This is a genomic window from Aquimarina sp. Aq78, assembly GCF_900299525.1.
Lineage (GTDB): Bacteria > Bacteroidota > Bacteroidia > Flavobacteriales > Flavobacteriaceae > Aquimarina.
In genome coordinates, this window is record NZ_OMKA01000023.1 from 118,982 (window position 1) to 144,122 (window position 25,141).

Annotated in this window: 11 protein-coding genes; all 11 read left to right on the plus strand. The window is 33.6% G+C overall.

Translation table 11 applies throughout. The features are described from left to right. The first annotated feature begins 19 nt into the window (after window positions 1-19). The 11 genes from DG435_RS13770 to DG435_RS13820 all read left to right on the plus strand — a co-directional run bounded on the left by DG435_RS13770 (window position 20) and on the right by DG435_RS13820 (window position 25,127). Entirely contained in the window at window positions 20-769 is a 750-nt protein-coding gene (locus DG435_RS13770) for a head GIN domain-containing protein (RefSeq protein WP_106791559.1), read from the plus strand. A 41-nt stretch (window positions 770-810) separates the two neighbouring features. Next, complete coding sequence (locus DG435_RS13775) at window positions 811-3,213, plus strand: ABC transporter permease (protein ID WP_106791558.1); 2,403 nt, start codon at window positions 811-813, stop codon at window positions 3,211-3,213. A gap of 25 nt (window positions 3,214-3,238) precedes the next feature. Continuing rightward, on the plus strand, window positions 3,239-5,599 hold the full coding sequence (locus DG435_RS13780) for an ABC transporter permease (protein WP_106791557.1): 2,361 nt from the start codon (window positions 3,239-3,241) through the stop codon (window positions 5,597-5,599). 23 nt (window positions 5,600-5,622) lie between these two features. Next, window positions 5,623-8,058 (plus strand): ABC transporter permease, encoded by a 2,436-nt coding sequence (locus DG435_RS13785; protein WP_106791556.1) that lies wholly within the window; start codon window positions 5,623-5,625, stop codon window positions 8,056-8,058. Between the two features lie 23 nt (window positions 8,059-8,081). Then, window positions 8,082-10,511: an ABC transporter permease gene (locus tag DG435_RS13790; RefSeq protein ID WP_106791555.1), complete on the plus strand. Its 2,430-nt coding sequence runs from the start codon at window positions 8,082-8,084 to the stop codon at window positions 10,509-10,511. Between the two features lie 21 nt (window positions 10,512-10,532). Continuing rightward, complete coding sequence (locus tag DG435_RS13795) at window positions 10,533-12,911, plus strand: ABC transporter permease (RefSeq protein WP_106791554.1); 2,379 nt, start codon at window positions 10,533-10,535, stop codon at window positions 12,909-12,911. Between the two features lie 48 nt (window positions 12,912-12,959). Next, complete coding sequence (locus DG435_RS13800; protein WP_106791553.1) at window positions 12,960-15,389, plus strand: ABC transporter permease; 2,430 nt, start codon at window positions 12,960-12,962, stop codon at window positions 15,387-15,389. A gap of 71 nt (window positions 15,390-15,460) precedes the next feature. Continuing rightward, the gene (locus tag DG435_RS13805; protein WP_106791552.1) at window positions 15,461-17,881 is read left to right on the plus strand and encodes an ABC transporter permease; all 2,421 of its coding nucleotides are present in this window, start codon (window positions 15,461-15,463) and stop codon (window positions 17,879-17,881) included. A 35-nt stretch (window positions 17,882-17,916) separates the two neighbouring features. After that, window positions 17,917-20,343, plus strand: coding sequence for an ABC transporter permease (locus tag DG435_RS13810; protein ID WP_106791551.1), 2,427 nt, complete (start codon window positions 17,917-17,919; stop codon window positions 20,341-20,343). Between the two features lie 13 nt (window positions 20,344-20,356). After that, entirely contained in the window at window positions 20,357-22,708 is a 2,352-nt protein-coding gene (locus DG435_RS13815) for an ABC transporter permease (protein ID WP_106791550.1), read from the plus strand. 94 nt (window positions 22,709-22,802) lie between these two features. Then, window positions 22,803-25,127 (plus strand): ABC transporter permease, encoded by a 2,325-nt coding sequence (locus DG435_RS13820; RefSeq protein WP_199852644.1) that lies wholly within the window; start codon window positions 22,803-22,805, stop codon window positions 25,125-25,127. Window positions 25,128-25,141: the final 14 nt, after the last annotated feature.

Genomic DNA, 25,141 nt, shown 5'->3' on the forward strand with positions numbered 1-25,141 from the left:
ACTTATTAAAATTAAAGTCATGATAAAATATTTGTACCACTTAGCAATCGCAATATTATTTTTTTGTATCAATCTATGCCAAGGTCAATCAGAAACTATTGCCGTAAAACACTTTGATAAAGTAATTATAAGTCCGCATATCCAGGTAACCTTTGTTCAGGGAGAGAAAGAAAACGTTATGATCGAAAATGCACGTTTGTCACAAGAGAAGATCAATATCGAAGTTGCAGGAAACACACTTCGTATGTATTTGGATGGAGCCAAAACAACAACCAAAACAGTGAAGACAAACGAAAATGGATGGGAGAGAAAGAAACCTATCTATAAAGGAACTATGGTAACTGCTGTTATAACATATACCCAAATCAGAGAACTTTCAATACGAGGAGAAGAAATAATTGAATGTAAAAGTCCAATAGAAAGAGATGATTTCAGATTAAAAATCTATGGAGAATCTAAAATGACGATGAATTCATTAAAAGTAAACTCATTACGTGTTTCTATTTATGGGGAAAGTTACCTGGAAATTAAAGAGGGTAGTGTAAGCGATCAAAAATATACAGTGTATGGTGAAGGAAAAGTGAACACTTTAGGGATGATTAACGAAAATACTAAGATCACAGCATATGGCGAAAGTAATTTTAGAGTAAGAGTTTCAGATCATTTAAAAGTCACTGCATATGGGGAGGCAACTGTGGCTTATAATGGAAACCCTTCGGTAAATAAAGGAATAATTTTAGGTGAAGCAACTATTCATAAAATAAATTAAACATCAGATCAATCAAAACCTGACATCAAAAAACGACAGTTATGTTAAAGAATTATTTAAAAATTGCTTGGAGAAACCTATTAAAAAACAAGGGATATTCTGCTATAAATATTGGAGGTCTCGCTATAGGAATGACTTGCTTTTTGCTTATAACGTTGTTTATAAGGAATGAACTTTCCTATGATAGTTATCATGAAAATGCTGATAATATATATAGAGTAGTTCACCATAGTGATAAAGATAATTTAGAAGATAAATGGATATGGGGGAATGCACCAGTAGGAGCAGCTTTAAAAAATGATTTTTCAGAAGTTGTTGAAAAAGTTCAATTTTCAGGAAGGTCTGATGTTTTATTAGGCTATAACGAACGTTCTTTCCAAGAAGCTAACTGTTTTTATGTAGATCCAACTGTATTTGATGTATTTAGTTGGCCTTTAGTTTCAGGGAACCCTAAGTCAGCTTTGAAGGCTCCATATTCTATAGTGTTAACTGAAAGTACAGCAAAAAAATATTTTGGCAATGAGGATCCAATGGGTAAAAGTATTAATGGCATTGGCGGTAGAGCTAGTGATGGTGTTTACACAGTTACGGGTATAATGAAAGATGTGCCTTCCAATTCACATTTTTCTTTTGATATACTTATGTCTATGAGCTCTTTTCATCAAACGAGACCTGATATTTTTGATGCTTGGGGGTATGTAGATTTTTATACCTATTTTTTAGTAGCTGATAATTTTGACCAAGCAGCGTTTCAAGCTAAGATGCCTAGTTTTTTGAAAAAAAACAGATCTTCTGAAGAAGCTGAATATTATTATAATCTTTCATTTGAACCTTTAAAAGATGCATATTTAGGTTCTGAAGCTGCTCGACAACCAGGGATAACAGGTAATTTATCTAATATTTACATTTTTGTGATTATTGGATTTTTCATACTTATAATTGCCTGTATTAATTTTATGAACCTTGCTACTGCCCGTTCGCTAGAAAGAGCAAAAGAAGTTGGAGTAAGAAAAGTAATAGGAGCAGATAAAAAAAGCCTGATTTATCAATTTTTAGGAGAGTCATTGCTTATGGTTTTGTTATCCGCAATAATAGGTTTAACATTAGTTATTATATGTCTTCCATGGATGAACACCATAACAGGAAAGCAATTTTTGGTCAGAGAGATTTTTAATGGTTTTACAGTTTCATTGTATTTTGGAACGGCATTGGTCACAGGAATATTAGCAGGAAGTTACCCCGCTTTTATATTGTCTAATTTTAAACCATCAAGTGTACTTAAAGGGGTTTTTAGAACTTCAAAAAAGGGAGTTAACCTAAGAAAAGGGCTTGTAGTATTTCAATTTAGTCTTTCTATCGCTTTAATAGCAAGTACCGTAATAGTATATTCTCAATTGGATTATATGCTAAATAAGAATCTGGGTTTTGATAGAGAGAAACAGTTGGTTATTGATTTCAATTGGGATGGTCAAGTACGTGATAACATAGAAACCATTAAAAGTGAATTTTTAAATCATCCAGATATTAGTTCAGTTTCAGCTTCAAGAACAGTCCCTGGAGGCCATTTTCCAGCCGCAGGAACTGATATAGAAACAAAAGAAGGGCCAATGAAAACTTTTAGTCCCTTTTTATATGAAGTTGATGTTGATTTTATACCTCATTATGATATTGAAGTAGTTGCTGGTAGAGCTTATTCTAGAGACTTTGCAACGGATACTATTTCTTCTATGATTATTAATGAAGCAGCAGCTAAAAGTTTTGGATATGCAGATCCATTAGAGATTATAGGAAAACGTTTTGAACAATGGGGTAAAGAAGGTACAATCATAGGTGTAGTAAAAGATTTTAATTATTTATCCTTACACCAAAAAGTAGACCCCTTAACATTGCGATTAGAACCTGGTAGCAGTAGATATTTTTCATTACAAATAAAATCTAAAAACCTTCAGGCAACTATTAAAGATATAGAGGATAAATGGTCTGCCTTAGTTCCTCATCGTCCGTTTTTATATAGTTTTTTAGATGACTCTTTTAATTCACAGTATGAAGCTGATTTTAAGTTTAAGAAACTATTTACCATATTTTCATTTCTAGCTATTCTAATAGCTTGTTTAGGCTTATTAGGCTTAGCAATTTATAGCGCCATGCAAAGAACTAAAGAAATAGGTGTTCGAAAAGTATTAGGTGCCGAAGTTACAAGTATAGTAACACTTTTATCTAAAGACTTTATCAAGTTAGTAGGTATTGCAATTCTTATTGCTACACCGTTTTCTTGGTATGCGATGAATAAATGGCTTAATGTTTATGCGTATAGAGTGGAAGTAAATTGGTGGGTTTTTGCCTTAGCAGGATTCTTGGCCTTAACAATAGCATTAATGACAGTTAGTTTTCATGCCATTAAAGCGGCTAGAACAAACCCAATCAAAAGCTTACGGACAGAATAATGAATGTATAGTTAAAACGAGGATCATGTTAAAAAACTATTTAAAAATTGCTTGGCGAAATTTACTCAGAAATAAGAGTTTCTCAATATTGAACATTGTTGGACTATCCATAGGTTTGGCCGTTACCGCACTCATTGTAATCTGGATTAATTTTGAAATTGGCATTGATCAATTTCATGATAATAAAGATCGTACTTATCAGGTGTATAATCAATATCCCGTAGATGGTGAAATATGGACTTGGGATTCTACACCTAAAATTATGGCATCTGCCATAGAAAAAGATTACCCCGAAGTAGAACATATTACAAGAGTAAATTGGGATTCTGAATTTTTATTTGCAAAAGGTGATAAAAGAATAAATGGTACAGGTAAAATTGTTGATCCTGATTTCTTAAAAATATTTAGTTTTCCACTATTAGAGGGTAGTTTAGAAACCGTTTTGGATGGTGTTAATTCTGTAATTATTACCGAATCTTTTGCCAAAAAAGTGTTTGGTAATGAGCAAGCAGTAGGTAAAACGGTTAAGGTAGATGATGCAGATAGTTTTATGGTTACAGGTATTTTAAAGGATTTACCTTCAAATACAGCCTTTGAATTTGATTTTTTAATGCCTTGGGCTTATTTAAAACAACGTGGCTCAGATGATAAATACTGGGGTAATAACTCTGTAGCTACTTATGTGATGCTTAAAAAAGGAGTGGATTATACTTTATTCTCAAAAAAGATAAAAAATTTGAGAAAAAAATATGATAAAGATTCTCCAGAAATGGTCACTTATTTATACCCATTTACACGTTCCTGGTTGTATTCAAATTTCGAAAATGGTCAAGAGATAGGGGGTAGAATAGATATAATTCGAATGTTTGGTATCATAGCAATTATTATTTTGATAATAGCATGTATCAACTTTATGAATCTGAGTACAGCACGCAGCGAAAAACGAGCAAAAGAAGTTGGGGTACGTAAAGTTGTTGGAGCAAGAAGATTAACACTTATAAGTCAGTTTTTGGGAGAATCTGTACTGATATCATTCATTGCAGCAGTATTAGCTTTCATATTGGTTTTGGTTGCATTACCCACTTTTAGCACATTAGTAGAAAAGCCATTATCATTAGATTTGACTAATATTTGGTTCTGGGGATCGACTTTAGGAGTAATATGTTTTACTGGCCTTTTGGCAGGTAGTTATCCTGCATTGTTTCTTTCTGGATTTAAGCCTTCTTCAGTATTAAAAGGGACTTTTATAAAGTCAAATACAGCTGTTACTCCAAGAAAAATTTTAGTAATTCTTCAATTTTCTGCTGCCATTATCCTAATAACCTCTAGTATTATCGTTTCACAACAGCTGAAAAAAGTTCAAGATAGGCAAATGGGGTATGCAAAAAACAATCTGATTTACTCAGTAATACAGGGTGATACAGAAAAAAATTATTCTCTTATAAAAGAAGAACTTCTTGCATCTGATGCTGTTACCTCTATCACAAGAACTAGTTCACCTGTGACAGAGGGTTGGAGTAATAGCTGGAATTTTGAATGGAAGGGAAAAAATAAAGAAAATAAGAGTCTTGTTCAAAGGTTCTCAGCAGATGAGAATATTCAGGAAACTTTTGGAATTGAACTTGTTACTGGGCGTGATTTTGATTTACATAAATACCCAACAGATTCTACCGCAGCACTCATTAATGAATCTGCAGTAGTACTCATGAATTTTGATGAACCTATTGGTCAGATTGTTAAGGATAATGGAATAGAATGGCACATTGTAGGGGTTGTAAAAGATTTTGTATTGCAATCTCCTTTTCAAAAGATAGAACCAATGGTCATAGAAGGAACTAAGGCTGGATTTAGTGTAATGCATATAAAACTGAATAAAACTAGTAGTACCTCAGAAAGTCTTGCTATGGTAGAAACGATTTTTAAGAAGTACAATCCAGAATATCCTTTTGAATACGAATTTGTAGACCAGCAATATGCTAAAAAGTTCCATAGCGAGAAAAGAACAGGTCAGCTTGTAAGTATGTTTACATTGCTCACTATTTTCATTTCTTGCTTAGGCTTATTTGGTCTTGCCAGTTATATGGCAGAAAACAGAATTAAAGAGATCGGAATTCGTAAAGTTTTAGGAGCATCAGTTAGAAGTATCACTACACTTCTTTCATTAGATTTCATAAAACTAGTTTTAGTTTCTATCGTTTTGGCTGTACCCATTTCCTGGTATTTCATGAATGATTGGTTAGAGGATTTTGACTACAGAGTAAACATCTCGTGGCAGACATTTGTTTTAGCCGGAATTTTAGCTCTTGCAATAGCATTTGTAACGGTGAGCTATCAAGCTATTAAAGCTGCAACAGCCAATCCGATAAAAAGCTTGCGAACAGAATAAATCATCATCAAAAAACGACAGTTATGTTAAAAAATCACTTAAAAATAGCTTGGAGAAGTCTAAAAAAGCAACCTTTTTTTACTTTCCTAAATACATTTGGTCTTGCTATTGGTATGGTAGGAGGGCTACTGATTTCATTGTACATCTACGATGAATTGAGTTTTGATAAGATGTTTGCAGATGCTGATCGTATCTATAGGATAAATGTAGATGTAAAATTTGGAGGAAATGCCGAAGAATATGCCGAAGTATCTGCTCCTATGGCCGAAGCCATGAAAAGAGATTACCCACAGGTAGAACTGGCCACACGATTTAGGAACTTAGGGAGTATGTTTGTAAGAAAAAGTGATACCGAGTTAAATGTAAAAGAAGTCGGAGCAGCTTATGTAGATACGACTTTTTTCGAGATGTTTGGCCTTGATCTGTTGGTAGGAAATCCCAAGACAGCTCTAAAAGAACCTAATACTTTGATCCTAACCAAAACAGCAGCAGAAAAACACTTTGGGATAAACGAAGCTTTAGGGCAAAATGTGATATTAGACAATAGGGATACATATACAGTAGTAGGTGTTATAGATGATATGCCAAAGAATTCTTTCATTAGAAACCACAATATTTTTATTGCAATGGCAGGAAATGAAGATGCTGCCTCTACCGAATGGGGAAGCCATAATTATCCAACTTTTATTAAACTAAGATCGGGAGCAGATATCAAAGATTTTGATACTTTTTTAGAATCTGCATTAAGAGACTATGTAATTCCTGGAGTACAAAAGTATGCACCTGGGATAACAGAAGAGCAATTTTTGGCTTCTGGGAACTATCTTAATTTTAGTACTATAGCCTTAACAGATATTCATCTATATTCTAGTAGATATCCAGAATTAAGTGCAAATAGCGATATTCAAAACGTTTATATTCTTTCTTTTATCGCATTATTTCTGATTATTCTGGCAAGTGTTAATTTCATGAACCTATCCACTGCGCATTCCCTTAAGAGGGCAAAAGAAGTAGGGGTTCGTAAAACATTAGGTTCTAATAAATCAGAGCTCATCAGACAGTTTTTGATAGAATCTGGTTTAATTTCTTTTATGTCATTAGTACTAGCCATTTTAGTGGCTTCAATTGCGGTTCCTTTTTTTAATGACCTTGCAGGGAAAGAAATTTCCATACCATTTACCAATCCTTTTTTCTGGTTAATTTTGCTGACTTCAGTAACATTATTAAGTCTTTTTTCGGGGAGTTACCCTGCATTTTTTATGTCAAAATTCAAGCCTATCCAGGCATTGAAAGGTATAACCGAAAATGGTATCGGAGGAGGAAAAATCAGAAATTCCTTGGTTGTTTTTCAGTTTGCCATTTCTGTGTTTTTGATTATAAGTACTCTAGTTGTTTTTCAACAATTAAAATTTATTCAAAACAAGGATTTGGGATTTACAAAAGATCAGGTTTTAATTATAAATGATGTGTATGCTACCGAAAACAAAATAACATCTTTTAAAGAAGAAGTACAGCAATTAGCTCAGGTAAAAAATACATCGGTAAGTGGCTTTTTACCAACACCTTCATTTCGAGGTAATAGTACATTTTATAGAGAAGGGTTAAAAAATGATCATGAAAAAGCAATCAATATGAGTGATTGGAATGTTGATTTTGATTATGTGTCAACTCTAAATTTAGAAATCATTGCAGGACGTGATTTTAATCGAAAATTTAGCACAGATTCAACAGCTATGATCTTAAACGAATCTGCTGTGGCTATTTTAGGAGTAACACCAGAAGAAGCACTTGGGATACGATTATCATCGGATTATGATGGAGGTGAAGTTATATTTAGAACTGTAGTGGGAGTTGTTAAGGATTTTCATTACGAATCTTTAAGAAGGGATATTGATGCGTTGAGTCTTTCGCTGAACAATAGTCTTGGATCAATGGCAGTAAAACTTAGCACTGGAGATTTCTCTAATACTATAGCGCAAATTGAAACTATCTGGAATAGAATATCTCCAGGTCAGCCTTTCGATTACTATTTCATGGACGAATCTTTCAATACCACCTATCAGGCAGAACAACGATTGGGGCGAATTTTTATCATATTTACCATTCTATCAATCCTAATTGCTTGCCTTGGGTTATTTGGCCTGGCTGCATTTAATGCAGAAAAACGAACTAAGGAGATAGGTGTTAGAAAGGTGATGGGGGCGAGTGTAAGTCAGATTACATATAAGCTTACCATTGACTTTCTTAAACTCGTTGGGATAGCAATATTGGTATCTCTACCATTAGGATGGTTTGCTATGAGTAAATGGTTAGAAGATTTTTCATACCGAATAGAAGTCAGTTGGTGGGTATTGATCCTTGCAGCTTTTATTGCCGTTGGGATTTCGATATTGACTGTGAGCTATCAAAGTATTAAAGCAGCAATTGCCAATCCGGTAAAAAGCTTACGAACAGAATAAATCATCATCAAAAAACGACAGTTATGCTAAAAAATCATTTAAAAATAGCTTGGAGAAATCTCACAAAAAATAAACTTCAGACATGTATAAACCTACTGGGTTTAACTGTGGGTACTGTTTGCTGTTTAAGTATAATAGTATATGTATTTGCTCAATTGGGTTATGATACACATCATGAAGATGCTGAATCTCTTTATAGAATAAGAACTGTAATTACTGGTAATGGTAACGGTGGTGCTGATTTTAATGCAGCTACAAGTTCTCCTCCCATAGCTTTTGCTTTAAAAGAAGATTTTCCCGAAGTAATAGGAGCTTGTCGTATTGTATATTTTGGTGAGGGTAATGATGCGTTATTGAGAGTTCGGGATAGTAAAGAAAGCTATTATGAGTCTCGTGGTTATTTGGCAGATCCTACTTTTTTTAACCTATTTAGCTATTCTTTTAAAGAGGGTAATGCTACAGGTGCACTAAAAGATCCTAATACTGTTGTCCTTTCTTCTACATTAGCCAAAAAATTATTCGGAGCTGGAGAAGCCTTACACAAAAATCTGGTTTTAGGCAGTGGTGAGGATGAATTAATTTTGACTATAACAGGAGTTTTTGAGGATAATTCTGCAAAATCTCACCTTAATCCAAATTATATTTTAAGCATGAATTCTCCTGGATTGGGAGAGTTTGTAAGAAATGAACAAAATTTTGCAACCCAGAATTTTGTACATAGTTATGTAAAACTTCTTCCTGGATCTAATGAGAAGCAACTGCAAGAAAAATTACCTGCATTTTTGCAAAATCGTGGTGCACAAAATTTGGCAGCAGTAGGTTTTGATAAGGCCTTACTATTGCAAAAGGTTAAAGATATTCACCTTTACTCTAAGGGGATCTCTAATCAGATTGATACCGTTTCGAATATTCAATATCTATATTTACTACTTATTCTTGCTCTATTTATCCAAGTAGTAGCATGTATTAACTTCATTAATCTTAGTACGGCACGGGCAAATAAACGTGCCAAAGAAATTGGAGTAAGAAAAGCAGTAGGTGCAAATAGAGGATCCCTAATACGTCAATTTTTGGGAGAATCAATATTACTATCTCTATTTGCTTTGGTGGTAAGTATTCCTATTACAGCTTTAGTATTACCTTTTGTGAATATACTTACCAAGGGAAATATACACTATACTGCTTTATTTGATTTGAAAATTTTAATGCCTTTACTGGCATTAAGTATACTTAGCGGATTATTCGCTGGAGCATATCCAGCTTTGATCTTATCGGCTATCAAACCGGTTAAGGTACTTAAAGGCACTATTAATGTATCAAGCGGGAGTGGAAACTTCCGTAAAGCATTAGTTGTCTTTCAGTTTATTGTATCTATTGCCTTAATAGCAGCAGTAATAATAGTGAATAAGCAAGTAGAATATTCACAAACCAAAGATATGGGGTTTGATAAAGAAAACCTTATTGCAATTCGTTTAGGAACCGATGAAGCGATAGGGAAATTTGATGCATTACGATCTCAAGTATCAACAGTATCTGGAGTTACCGATGTTGCAGGTAGTAATCACTACCCATCAGAATATATAATGGGAGATTTAGGACTACATCTCCCAGGAGAAAATCCTGCAAATCAAACATTGGTTAAATATAATGGTGTTAGTGATAATTATTTTAAAACCGTAGGAACACCTCTGCTTGTTGGTCGTGATTTACGTGCTAATGATAGTACCCAGGTTATCGTTAATAAAGCTACTATTGATGCTTTTAATATTGATATAGATAATGCATTAAGTTCTAAATTGATACAGACGTATGAAGGAGAAACCTCGGTATATGAGATTGTAGGAGTTGTAGCCGATTACCATTTTGCCTCTCTAAAAGAATCAATAACTCCTATCATGCTTTTCAATGATAATGAACCAGGATGGCTTATCGTTAAAACAGAAACTACAGATTTTAAAACCTTGCTAGCTAATCTTGATCGTAGCTGGACATCAATAAACCCTAGTACACCCTTTGTATACACTTTTGTTGATAAAGAAGTCGGAAAATTATTTGTTGAAGAAAAACGGCTAAGTCAAATATCTATTGTATTTACTTGCTTGGCTATTTTGATTAGTTGTTTAGGTTTATTTGGATTGATTTCTTTTATGGCAGAGCAGAAGAAAAAAGAAATAGGAATTCGAAAAGTATTAGGCGCCAGCGTAGGAACTGTAATCAATATGCTTACCAAAGATTTTGTAAAACTGGTACTCATAGCTTTACTCATAGCTACTCCTCTAGCGTATTACTATATGGAGGACTGGTTACAGGGTTTTGCATATAGAATTTCGATTAGTTGGTGGGTTTTTGCCTTAGCGGGCGCTATTACTATGGGTATTACAATATTAACTGTATGCGTACAGGCATTTAAAGCAGCAACCGCTAACCCGGTAAAAAGTTTGCGAACAGAATAAATAATCAAAAAAACGATAGTTATGTTTAAAAACTATATCAAAATCGCTTGGCGAAACCTAAAAAGAAACAAAGGATATTCGGCCGTAAATATCGGTGGGCTTACCATAGGTTTATCGGCTGTGATTTTCATGCTTTTTTATATCAATTATGAAAATAGTTATGATGTATTTCATACTGATTATGATAGAGTTTTTAGGGTAGAAAGAACATATGTTAGTGATATCCAAAGTGATATTTGGGATGATACGCCTTACTCGTTATCAGATGAGTTGCAAAACTCTATTCCAGAAATTACTAATGCCACAAGTATAAGAACTACCGCAAATTATCTAAGTGTTAATAATGCAATGTATCATGAGAAAAATGGACTATTTGCAGATAATGAGTTTTTAGAACTTTTTAGCTTAAAGTTCGTTGAAGGTGATCGACACAGCTCTCTAGAAAACCCAATGAGTATAGTGCTTTCAGAATCATTAGCCAAAAAACTTTCTCCTGATAATAATAGTATTGGAAAAACGGTACGGATTGATAAAAAATATGATTGTGTAGTTACTGGCATATTTGCTGATTATCCTGATAATTCTCATTTAAGGGTTGATTATCTACTTTCTTTTAGCTCGTATGAGACCATTACAAAAAATAAACTCGATGCTGGGTGGGGTGTAAATAATGCATCTGTTTATGTTAAGTTAGACAATAATGCAGAAATTGACAAGGTATCAGAAAAAGTAAAAGGATTTTTAACAGATCACCTTACGTTAGAAGATGGAATTCAAGAATTACTTAGTTTAAGACCCATTGGAGATATTTATATGAAAACTTCTAAAGTAAGAGGTGGTGGGGGAAATAGAAGTGAGATCACTATACTATATCTTTTTCTTGCAGTTGTAATTTTTACCGCTTTAATCACCTTGTTAAATTATATAAATTCATCTACTGCCCAAGTTATGAAGAGAGAATTAGAAATAGGAATCAAAAAGGTTATGGGTAGTACAAAAAGTGATTTAAGATATCAGTTTATTACCGAATCATTGGTTATGGTATCTATTTCTTTTATTATTGCTTTAGGTCTGGTACTATTGTTTCTACCACTCTTTAATAAGATTGTCGGAAAGAATTTATCTATTGTTTTTAGTCAGGATTGGCCATTTTTTATATATGCTGCGCTTGGTTCACTTTTTGCAGGTATTTTGGCTGGTCTATACCCTGTTTTCTTTCTTACGTCCTTAAAAATCTCTTCTTTTCTTCAAGGTAATTCATCTATTAAACGACGTACAGGTTTAAGAAAAACTCTAGTTGTTTTTCAATTGGTTTTAGTGATACCATTGGTATTTACTTCAATACTTATTATAGAACAGTTTAAATATATAGAGCAACGAGATATTGGGTTTGTAAAAGAAGATTTATTGGTATCGCAGGTAGAAGTTACAAGCATTGAAGACAGGGAGGTAATTAAAACGATAGGAGAGCAATTACTACAAAACTCTAATATTCTTAATTATTCTATATCAGATTCAGCTCCATTTGGTGGAGGGAGTCACCAAAGTATGGATTGGGAAGGGAATACAACTAATGGTAAGGCTGTGATTAGGTCACACCGGGTAGATTATGATTTTTTGAAAACCTACCAAATGAGACTAATAGAAGGAAGAGATTTTTCTGAAGATTATGCTACAGACATCCAAAGTGCATGTATTATAAATCAAACTGCTTTAGAATTGTTCGGATGGGATAATGCCTTGGGAAAGAAAATTGATAATGGCCGTTTAAAAGTGATCGGTGTAGTAAAAGATTTTAACGACTATACCGCATTCAAGAAAATCCCGCCTATGATCCTTTTTATGGACGAAGGTTCTGGTAGTTCATATGTAACCATAAAAGTAGCGCCGGATAAAAGGGCAGAAGCTCAAGTATTGGTCAATACACTTTTTAACAATAATTTTCCAGAAAACCCTATTGAATTCAGTTTTTTGGACCATGAACTTGATAGTAGTTTTTTGAACTCACTAAAAGGTACGATCAATATTTTTATTTTTTTCTCGGTGTTGGCTATACTATTGGCAGTACTTGGGTTATATAGTTTGGTATCTTTTTCGTTAAGAACACAGCAGAAAATGATAGCAATACGAAAAGTGCTGGGGGCAAATGTGGAAAGTATTTTTCTAATACTGCTTAAAGAGTATATGATATTATTCTGCATAGCAGCAACACTAGGGCTTATTACAGTTTATTTCATTGCGAATAAAGTGATACATGTTTTTGCATATCATGAAGGCGTCAAATTCATCTATCTAATTATGGCAGGTTTACTAGCCTTATTTGTGGTACTTTTTTCGGTGAGCAGCAAAATAATTTCTGCAGTATTGCAGAATCCAATAAAAAGCTTGCGAACAGAATAAATTATCGACGCGGACTATACTTGTTTTCATCATCAAAAAATGACAATTATGTTTAAGAATCATTTAAAAATTGCCAGGAGAAGTATCTTAAAAGATAAGATGTTTACTTTCATCAAAATAGGAGGTTTTGCTGTTGGGATTATGGCGTGTGTATTAATTGCACTTTTTATCAAAGACGAATTAAACTATGACAAGCATTATGTTCATGAAAAACAAATTTATAGGGTATATACAGAAGTAATACATAAGGGCGAACTTATTAAATGGACCCATTACCCAGCACCTTTTGCCAAAGCCTTAAAAGAAGATTTTCCTGAAATACAAAAGTCAGGTAGATTTCTTACCAGTGAGCTTTTTGGTACTGGAAACAAAGAGCTTCGAATAGAAGGGGAGTCAGAAAATATTTTTGAAAATGGATTTATTTTTGCAGATCAGGAGTTATTGGAAATCTTAGAAATATCTCTTGCACAAGGAAGTACTAAAAGCGCTTTATCTCAACCAGGAACTATAGTAATCTCTCAAGCCAAAGCTGATAAATATTTCCCTAACGGAGATGCTATTGGCAAAACACTGATTTTAGATAATAATACAGAGAAACCCTATAAGATAACTGGTGTAATGAAAGATTCACCAGAAAACACACATTTTGAGTATAACTTTCTAATGACGATGATGGGCAGGGATTTTTATCCTTATGAAAAACATAACTGGGGTGCACAGAACTATCATACCTATATTTTAGTAAATGATAATACCAACATACAAGAATTAGAACAAAAAATGTTCTCCATTGTTGAAGACTATATGATCCCTACTGCTAGAGAATCTAACAGGCTTGATAAAATCGATTTTTTAAAAAGCTATAAATTCAAACTACAGCCTGTAAGTGATATTCATTTAAAATCAACAGATATTAGTGATGGATTAAAACATGGTGATATTCGTTTTGTATGGTTGTTTGGTGCCATTGCAGTATTTATTCTGCTCTTGGCATGTGTTAACTTTATCAACCTATCTACAGCCAAATCGGCGAATCGCGCTAAAGAAGTAGGGTTACGAAAAACCGTAGGAGCTTTTAGGATTAATTTAATTACTCAATTTATAACCGAGTCAGTCCTGTTTAGTATCATCTCATTTGTTTTGGGAGTGTTACTGGCATGGGTATTACTTCCATATTTTAATACAATTGCTTCAAAAGCATTGGTCGTACCATGGGGGCAATGGTGGTTTTTACCCATACTATTACTTTCGGCATTATGTATTGGGATTCTAGCCGGATTATACCCTGCCTTTTACCTCTCTGCTTTTAAACCAGCGAGCGTATTGAAAGGAAGTTTGAGTACAGGTAGCAAAAGTGGTAAACTAAGAAGTGGCCTGGTTATTTTTCAATTTACTACATCTATAATCCTTATCATCGGAACACTAATCATATACCAACAGGTGAATTATATTTTGAACAAAAAACTAGGTTATGATAAAGAACAAGTTCTGATTGTTCAAGGCACGAAAAGTTTAGGGAATAAGACACAAAACTTTAAAGATCGACTATTAAAATTATCCGAAGTAAAACAAGTTTCTGTTAGTGATTATTTACCTATCAAAGGAACCAAACGAAACGGAAATACCTTTAAAGAAAAAGGTAAAGAAAATGATGGAATAGCCGTTCCTGCACAAATTTGGGAAATAGACCATGATTACATCAACACCTTGGATATACGTATAAAAAAAGGACGAGATTTTTCTAGAGAATTAGCTTCAGATTCTACCGATGCTATAGTCATTAATGAGGTTATGGCTAGGGATTTTGGTTTTGAAACTCCTTTGGGAAAACAAATAACTAATGGAAGACAATCCTGGACTATAATTGGGGTAGTAGAAGATTTTCATTTTGAAACTTTAAAAGATGATATTCAACCTTTGGCAATGGCTATAAGTAATAGCCCAGGGATGATTTCTGTACGTTTAGGCACAGACAATATAAATCAAGTATTAAAGTCAATTTCCTCAATTTGGGATGAAAGCGTTCCTAATCAATCTTTCAGGTATAGCTTTCTAAATCAGGATTTTTCTAAAATGCACGAAGATGTACAACGTATGGGTAAAATCTTTATCAGTTTTGCGTTGTTTGCAATCCTTGTAGCATGCTTAGGTTTATTTGCTCTTTCAGCTTTTATGGTAGAACAACGTAAAAAAGAGATTAGTATCCGACTGGTTTTAGGAGCTCCTTTTAAAAGTATATATAAACTATTGACATTAGATTTTTTAAAACTAATTATAATTTCAATAGCTATTGCCATTCCTATTGGTTGGTACATGATGAGCCGATGGCTAGAGGATTTTGCATATCGTATTAACATTGGTTGGGGAATATTTTTGGTAGCAGGAACCCTAGCAATAGCAGTAGCGATTCTAACTATAAGCTATCAATCTATCGGAGCAGCATTTATTAAACCGTTAAAAAGCTTACGAGCAGAATAACCATAAAATCTTGCAGAGTTGCTAAATCAAATGTGGCACAAACCTACGAGATCTAAATAGAAATATATATCATGCACACTTTATATTTTAAAATAGCAATTAGATATCTTTTAAAGAATAAACTCTATTCCTTTATTAATATTTTGGGATTAGCCATTGGTGTTGCTTCTTTTATTTTGATCATGGTTTATGTGAATTATGAACGTAGTTATGACACTTTTGAGGGATCAGAAAATGTATACCGGGTATATATGGATGCTCTGGAAGGTGATGTTTTCGAAGCTTCAGATGCGCAAACGGCCAATCTTATCGGCCCTACCTTAAAACAAGAATTTCCTGAAGTGATAGAGCAGGTACGTCTTTATCGTTTTGATAAGGTGACTTTTAAATATGATGGAAAAATCATTGAAGAATCCAAAGGTGCCATGGCAGATGAAACCTATTTTGAAGTATTTAATTATCCCCTTTTAAAAGGAGATAAACAAAATGTACTAAAAGAACCTAATACTATTGTACTCACAGAATCTTTTGCTAAAAAGATATTTGGAGCGCAAAACCCTATAAAAAAGACATTATTAGGCTTTCATGTAGGAGAAGAAGTGCTATTAACGGTAACGGGAGTTTTAAAAGATATTCCCGAAAATACTCATATGAAAACCAATTTCCTGATTTCTTTGGATACTTATGCAACTTGGTTTGCATCAGATGCAGAAAAAAAATTAAACTGGGGACATTGTAATTTTTATACGTATCTAAAAATAGATAAAAATGCAGATAAGGCTCTTCTGAAAGATAAAGTGATTGCTAGTGACTTTGAGGACGATGAAGATGAAAGGTACAATATAGAACCTCTGGAAGATGTCCACCTGTATTCTAATAAACCTTATGAAGCCGAAACTAATGGTAGTATCAGTAGGATAAAATTTCTAACAGCCATAGCTTTTATAATACTGTTATTATCATGGCTTAATTATATCAATTTATCCACCACCAAATCCCTGGAACGTGCCAAGGAAGTTGGTGTTCGTAAAGTTGCCGGGGCACAACGGATACAACTTATTTTGCAATCGTTAACAGAATCGACTGTTTTAAACGGTATCGCAATTGCCATAGCAATTATACTTGCACTAAGTATGCTTTCAATCTATAACAATGTTACAGGTAAAGAATTGGTTATACAGAATTCTACTATTATACAGCTATTGCCTATTATTAGTTTTATTGTAATTGGTATGATCTTGACAGGACTATATCCTGCTATTTTACTAAGTGCATATTCACCATCAAAAGCATTAAAAGGAAAGATACGTGCTTCTGCCAGTGGATTGAATATTAGAAAAGGATTGATTGTTATGCAATTTCTAGCCACTATTGTTTTGCTTATTGGTACGATAGTCATTACCAAACAAATAGATTTTATGCAAAAACAACCGATCGGTGCAGAATTGAATCAAACTATTTCTTTTCATGGTGAATTTTTAAGCAATATATCAGATTCCCTGGCTAGAAATAAATGTAAAATCCTTGAAACAGAGCTGCAAAAATTCCCTTTTGTAGAGAGTACAGCAAGAACTCAGACATATCCTGGCGACGGTTATCATAATTTATCAGGATTCATAGGGCTGAAATACCCCAACGGAACAGAGGATAGCAAAAAAGTATTTTACAAATATGCAGCAGACAGTAATTATCTTGATGTATTAGACATTCAATTTCTTGCCGGAAACAATTTTATAAACAATCCCAAAGGAAGTAGCAATACTGTTATAATTAATGAAGCTTGTATGCGAGAAATAGAAGTTTTTAACCCAAATGAAGCTATCAATAAAACCATTAACTTTTTTGGAAGGGATTGGGTGATTTCTGGGATTATTGAAGATTATCATCATTTCGGATTAAAAAAAGAGATACATCCTATGATTATTCTACATGGCAATAGCAGTGATAATTTATTAGTAAAATTTGATGAGACTGTTGCTTCTGTTTCAGGATACAACAAAGCGATTACCCAGATAGAAGAAAAATGGAAGCAAATACTGCCACAACGAACTTTTGGTTATACATTTTTGGATAAAAAGTTTGAAGCCCAATATAATGATGATAAAGAATTTAGTGCTGCCTTCAGGATATTTACTCTTCTGGCAATATGTATTGCCGCGTTAGGCTTATTTGGGTTAACATCTTATACCTGTGTACAGCGTAAAAAAGAAATAGGAATTAGAAAAGTAAACGGAGCAAGTATTTTCAAGATTCTGAAACTACTAAACATTGATTTTATAAAATGGGTGGGGATTGCGTTTATAATTGCTATTCCTATAGCTTGGTATACGATGAATTCCTGGTTAGAAAACTTTGCGATAAAGACAAGTCTTAGCTGGTGGATATTTGTACTTGCAGGAATAATGGCACTTGGTATTACATTACTTACAGTAAGTTGGCAAAGTTTTATGGCGGCCAATGGAAATCCTGTTGATGTACTAAGAGACGAATAGTAAATGATTCTGAATCAATCAAGAAATAAATCAATATGTTAAAAAACCATATAAAAGTAGCGTGGAGAACACTTTTGAAACACAAAAGCTTGTTTACAATTAATATTTTGGGTCTAGCTATAGGAATTGCTACCGCCCTTATTATATTCCTTTTTGTAGTAGACGAATTAAGTTATGATCGCTACCATAAAAAAGCAGATCAGATTGTTAGAGTTGTGCTAAAAGGCAAGATGAATGGTGAATTAATAAAAGAAGCCGTTACACCCGGTCCTGTTGCATATACATTACAAGAGGAATTTCCAGAAGTTTTACAGGCAACTCGTATTAAATCAAACGGAACCCCACAGATTACTCATAAAAACAACACATTTAGAGATCAAAAGTTTGCGTATGTAGATCCTAATTTTTTTCAGGTATTTACATTACCACTCATTAAAGGTGATCCTGCCACAGCACTACTAGAACCTAATACTATTGTTATTACTCAAAAATTAGCATCAAAGTATTTTGGAAATGAAAACCCTCTGGGAAAAACATTAGAGTTTAAAGAATGGGATCAACACTATAAGGTCACAGGAGTAATTAACGAGATCCCTGCAAATTCTCACTTTCATTTTGATGCTTTTGGATCTATGAAGGGATTTGCAGATGCAAAAGAACTTAAATGGATAGAATCTGGTTACCACAGTTATCTTCTTCTTGATAAACGTGTGGATTATAGAAATGTAGAAGAGAAATTACCAAAAATTGTTCATAAATACATGGGTCCGCAGATAAAAAAATCTATGGGGATGACTTTCGAAGAGTTTAATGGAAAAGGTAATGATATTGGACTATTTCTACAACCTTTGACCGATATTCATCTTCATTCTGATTTTGCAGATGCTACCAATCTCAAACCTGGAGGTGACATCAAAACAGTATATATTTTTGGTGCAATAGCGATATTTATATTAATAATAGCTTGTATAAACTTTATGAACCTTTCTACTGCTGCAGCATCAAAAAGAGCTAAAGAAGTAGGAGTAAAAAAAGTACTTGGATCACCAAAAAGTCAATTAATTAAACAGTTTTTGGTAGAATCTTTTATCGCAACGATGATTGCTATGGTATTGGCATTAATTCTGGTTATGATTTCATTACCATTATTTAATGATCTATCCGGAAAAACATTAGAAGTGACTTATATTCTTCACCCTAAGGTTTTGATGTACTTGTTGCTATTAGGAATAGGGATTAGTTTTCTGGCGGGAAGCTATCCCGCTTTTTTCCTCTCTTCATTTACCCCAATAACTGCTCTAAAAAACAAACTTACCAATACAGGTAATAGTAAAGGATTAAGAAGCGGGTTAGTCATTTTTCAGTTTACAATATCGGTAGGTCTTATCTTGGCTACCATAGTGGTAGATCAACAGATGTCTTTCATTCAAAATAAAGATATAGGCTATGAAAAAGACCAAATATTAGTATTAAGAGATTCCTGGATGTTAGGCGATAACGAAAAAGTTTTTAAAGAACAGTTATTTAAAGACCCCAGAGTATCCAATATTACAATGTCTGGTCATATCCCTGCAGGGCCTTCTTATAATTATATGTCAAGCATTTATCCAGGTCAGGATTCTGACGCGATTAGAAGAACTGTTGTGTACAATATTGATGAACACTATATCCCAACTATGGGAATGCAGTTAATTGCAGGAAGAAATTTTGATAAAGAAGAAGGGTCCGAAACTACCAATTTGATTATTAACGAAACTTCTGCCAGGATTTTGGGCTTTACAGGCAATGCGATTGGTGAGGCGGTAACAATGTCTATAGATAATGAAGGAGGCACAAGACAGTATTCGGTAATTGGGGTAGTAAAAGATTTTCATTTTAAATCATTACATCAAACTATAGATCCTCTTATCATGATTAATGAACCGAGTTCGGGGCTAATTGTCAGAGCAAAAACATCAGATATCGAAGGATTAATTACTGTCGCAGAAGATATGTGGAATGATTTTAAAGTAAATGAACCTTTTAATTACGGTTTACTCGATGAATTATACAATCAAACCTATCTAAAAGAACAAAAAATGGGAACCATTCTTAGAGTATTTGCTTTGCTCACCATTTTTGTGGCATGTCTGGGATTATTTGGCCTGGTAACCTTTACAGCAGAACAACGATTTAAAGAAATAGGAATTCGTAAAGTATTAGGATCTACCATACCTCAAATTATTACAATGCTCTCAGTTGATTTTATGAAACTGGTATGTATTTCTTTTTTAGTAGCATTTCCTCTTGGGTTTTATGTCATGAATACATGGCTTCAGGATTTTGCTTACCGTATACAAATACAGTGGTGGATATTTGTTCTGGCAGGTTGTATAACACTATTAATTGCATTTATGACTATAGGTTGGAAAAGTTTCAGAGCAGCATCAATGAACCCTATAAAAAGTTTAAGAACAGAATAAATAAAAAGCTATTATGTTAAGACATAACCTTATACTCTTTCTTAGAAATATCAAAAAATACAAAAGTACTTTTTTGATTAATACCATAGGACTATCTAGCGGATTGGCATGCGTATTATTGATCTATCTATGGGTAAATGATGAGCTTAAAGTTGATAAGTTTCATGATAAGGATAGCAGACTTTATCAGGTAATGGTAAACAATGAACAATTAAATGAGATCAATACCTGGAATGGAACTCCTGCCAATCTTCCAAAAGCGCTTAATGAAGAGGTCCCAGAAATTGAAATAGCAGTGGGAGGAACAGATCCTGATTGGTCAATGGGTTTTGATCTTTCTGTTGAAGATAAAAAACTAAAGGCTATAGGGAAATTCGCAGGAAATGAATACTTCAAACTATTTTCATATGATCTTATAGATGGGCAGATTGATAATGCACTCTCTGAGAACAATTCGATTGTAATTTCTGAAAGTTTAGCGCAAAAACTATTCAATACCACAGAGGATGTTATAGGAAAAACAATAGACTGGAAATCCTTAAATATAGAAAGCCCGGCAACTATTACTGCAATTTTTAGTGACCCTCCTACAAATTCAACAGACCAGTTTGATTTTATATTGCCATTTGGATTATACAAATATGTATATGGAGAAGGTTGGGAAAATCCTAATTCAGTAACCTATGTGTTATTAAAAGAAGGGACTGATTTAGAATCGGTAAATGCTAAACTGGCAGGGTTTATGAAAACCAAGGTCACAGACACCAAAACGAGTTTGTTTTTAGCAAAATACTCTGATAACTACTTATTCGGAAGGTATGAAAATGGTCGTCAATCAGGAGGTAGAATTGATTATGTGCGTCTGTTTTCAATAATTGCCCTTTTTATTTTGGCAATTGCATGTATTAATTTTATGAACCTTTCTACGGCAAAAGCATCAAGAAGAATTAAGGAAATTGGAATTAAAAAAGCTATAGGTGCAGCAAAAAACACACTCATAGTTCAATATTTGGGAGAATCTGTTTTGTTATCTTTTTTATCATTATTTGTAGCAATCTTAATTGTTATATTGTTTCTTCCTCAATTCAATCAACTTACCGGAAAACAAATACTACTTCGATATGATACTTCTCATGTCATGATCGCTCTGGGGATAGCATTTTTTACAGGAATTGTTTCAGGAAGTTACCCTTCTCTTTACCTTTCTAAGTTTAAACCAGCTACAATTTTGAAAGGTAAACTCAACCGATCGATAAGCGAATTTTGGATTAGAAAAGGACTAGTTGTTTTTCAATTTACGCTATCAGTTATTTTAATAGCTTCAGTTCTGGTTGTATATAAACAAATGCAGTTTGTTCACAACAAAAACTTAGGGTACGAAAAAGATAATATACTATTATTTGATAGAGAAGGTAAAACTGTAGAAGGGTTAGATACTTTTTTACTAGAAGTAAAGAACATACCAGGAATTATCAATGCATCTGCCATAACCAATGATATTTTAAATGCTCCCGGAGTAGATTTCAAATGGGCGGGGCAGACTTCAGAAAATAATTTTAGTCGATTTATTGTGCATTATGATTTTATTGAAACTCTGGGAGTCGAACTCAAAGAAGGAAGAAGTTTTTCTAGAGATTTTAGTGATAAAGAATCACAAATTGTACTAAATGAAACCGCTGTTGATATCATGGGGTTTAAAGAACCGATTGGTAAAAAAGCCAAAGTATGGGGTAAAGATGTGCAGATTGTAGGAGTAGTAAATGATTTTCATTATAAATCTCTATATGAAAAAGTAGGTCCGATGTTTTTTCACTTGGATTCTAGTTATCTCACCAATATTGTAGTGAAGATAAAAGCTGGAAAAGAGAAAGAAACTATAGCCAAGTTAGAACATTTTTATAGTCAGTTTAATCCTGGATATGTATTAGAATATAAATTTTTAGATCAAAGCTATCAGAAGTTATATGAATCTGAAAATAAAGTAGCAGTATTGTCAAGATATTTTGCAGGAATCGCCATTTTGATTTCATGCTTAGGGCTATTGGGATTAGCAGCATTTACTGCAGAAAAGAAACGAAAAGAGATCAGTGTTCGAAAAGTTTTAGGTCAAAGTAGTACACAAGTGATGTTACTCTTGTCTAAAGAATTTGCTAAACTCGTTTTGGTAGCTATCCTAATTGCATTACCTGTGGCGTATGTATTAACCAGTAATTGGCTGAGTAGTTTTGCATATAAGATTCCTTTACATTTTTGGTATTTCGCTAGTGCTGGTTTGATAGTCATGCTCATTGCAATGCTAACCGTTGGTATCCAAGCCATACAAGCGGCAAATAAAAACCCAATACATGCTTTAAGAGAAGAATAAGAAACATCAACTATTCAATCAAAGACAAACAATTATGTTTAAACACAATATAAAACTATTTCTCAGGACTATAAAGCGGTACAAGACCACTTTTATGATTAATGTTATAGGGTTATCTTCGGGGTTGGCTTGTGTATTTTTAATCACTCTTTGGGTATTAGATGAGGTTCAGGTAGATAAATTTCATGAAAATGATGAATACCTGTATCAGGTTTGGAATAAGTTTGAAAGTCGAGAAGGTCCTAGAGTCCTTAATTGGACTCCAAATATTTTGGCAGAAACAATGGCTGATAAGTTACCCGAAGTAAAATATGCAGCATCTCAAACAGTACCGGCACAATTTGCTAAAATACCACTTCGTGTAAATAACAAAATTATAAAGACTGGCGGTGTATTTGCAGGCAAAGACTATTTTAATGTGTTTTCTTACTCTTTGATAGAAGGAGATAAAGATCAGGTACTTGAGGGGACTAATTCGATAGTGATTTCGGAGTCTCTGGCAAATCGACTTTTTGGATCTTTAGAGGGCGTCGTAGGAAAAGTAATCGAATGGGATGCAATGGGCATGTTAGAAAAACATCAAGTAAGTGGTGTTTTTAAAGATATTCCTTCTAATTCAACAACTCAATTCGATTTTATATTACCCTTAGCTACATATAAAAAAGGAATTATACATAATGGCGGAAAAAATGATTGGGTCAATAATAACCCGATAACCTATATTTTGCTAAATGAAGGAACAAATGTAGAAGAATTTGCAGCTAAAATAGAAAACTTTTCTAAGCTACAGGACAAAGATGTTACGGCAGATCTTGTAATGACCAAATATTCATCTAATTATCTGTATGGTAATTTTGAAAATGGAAAACAAGTTTCTGGACGCATGAATTATGTATACCTATTTTCTTGTATTGCACTATTTATATTGATCATAGCATGCATCAATTTTATGAATCTTTCTACGGCGAATGCATCAAGGCGTTTAAAAGAAATAGGAGTTAAGAAAGCATTAGGATCCAAAAGAACTACACTTATCACACAGTATTTTGGAGAATCAGTGATGACGGCGCTTATTTCTTTATTGTTGGCACTTTTGGTAGTATTTCTTTTTATACCACAGTTTAATATAATTACAGGCAAAGCACTATCCTTAAGTTTTGACCCTTTGATTTTTGGTCTACTCTTATTGATTGCTTTTTTTACCGGGATATTAGCAGGAAGTTATCCTGCATTACACCTTTCACGCTTTAAACCAGTAACCATTTTAAGAGGTCAATTAAAAAATTCATGGGGAGAAGTATGGGTTAGAAAAGGGTTAGTGATATTTCAATTTTCATTATCAATTATTTTGATTATAGCGGTCTTATTAGTTTCTCAACAAGTGGCTTATGTACAATCCAAAAACTTGGGAATGGATAAAGACAATGTTGTTTATTTTAGGCAAGAGGGCCACCTAAGACAAAATGCAGAGGCTTTTTTAGAAGAATTAAAAGGAGTCCCAAACGTAGTCAATGCTGCCATGACTAGTCAAAATATCATAGGAACAAACATTAATACCACTGGAGGATTGGTTTGGACAGGTAATGAAGAAGAACGTCAATCTCGTTTTAAAGAACTTCGTATCGGTCATGATTTTATAGAGACGATGGATATGAAACTTAAAGAGGGAAGATCATTTTCTAGACAGTTTCCCGTAGATAGTGCTGCAATAATATTTAATGAAACTGCGATAGAGATGATGGATATCAAGGATCCAATTGGAAAAACGATACGCTACGGATCTACACAATATACGATTATAGGAATCTTAAAAGATTTTCATTTTCAATCTTTTCGAGAAGTTGTACGCCCTATGTTTTTTAGATTAAATAATAATAGATCCAATTTAGAATTTGTAGTTCGAATAGCCAGTGGGACAGAAAAAGAAACATTAACTAAACTTGTGAATATCTATGATAAGTTTAATCCTGGATATGTATTTGAATATAATTTTTTGGATGCAGATTTTCAGGCACAATATGCATCAGAACAACGGGTGGTTTCACTATCAAAATATTTTGCTGGTTTAGCCATTTTAATCTCCTGTTTAGGTTTGTTTGGTTTAGCGATGTATACGGCAGAGCGAAGACGAAAAGAGATTAGTATTAGAAAAGTATTAGGACAAAGCGTTTCTCAAGTGGCGATGATGCTATCTGGAGAATTTACAAAATTAGTTTTGATAGCAATAGGTATTGCAGTCCCTATAGCATATCTACTGGCTAGTAATTGGCTTTCAGGCTTTGCATATAGAATTCCTTTAAAAGTATGGTACTTTATAGGTGCAGGTTGTATAGCCTTATTTGTTGCCTTGCTTACAGTTGGATCACAAGCAATAGGTGCGGCAAACAAAAACCCTGTAGATGGGTTAAAAGAAGAATAAGGAGAATCACAATA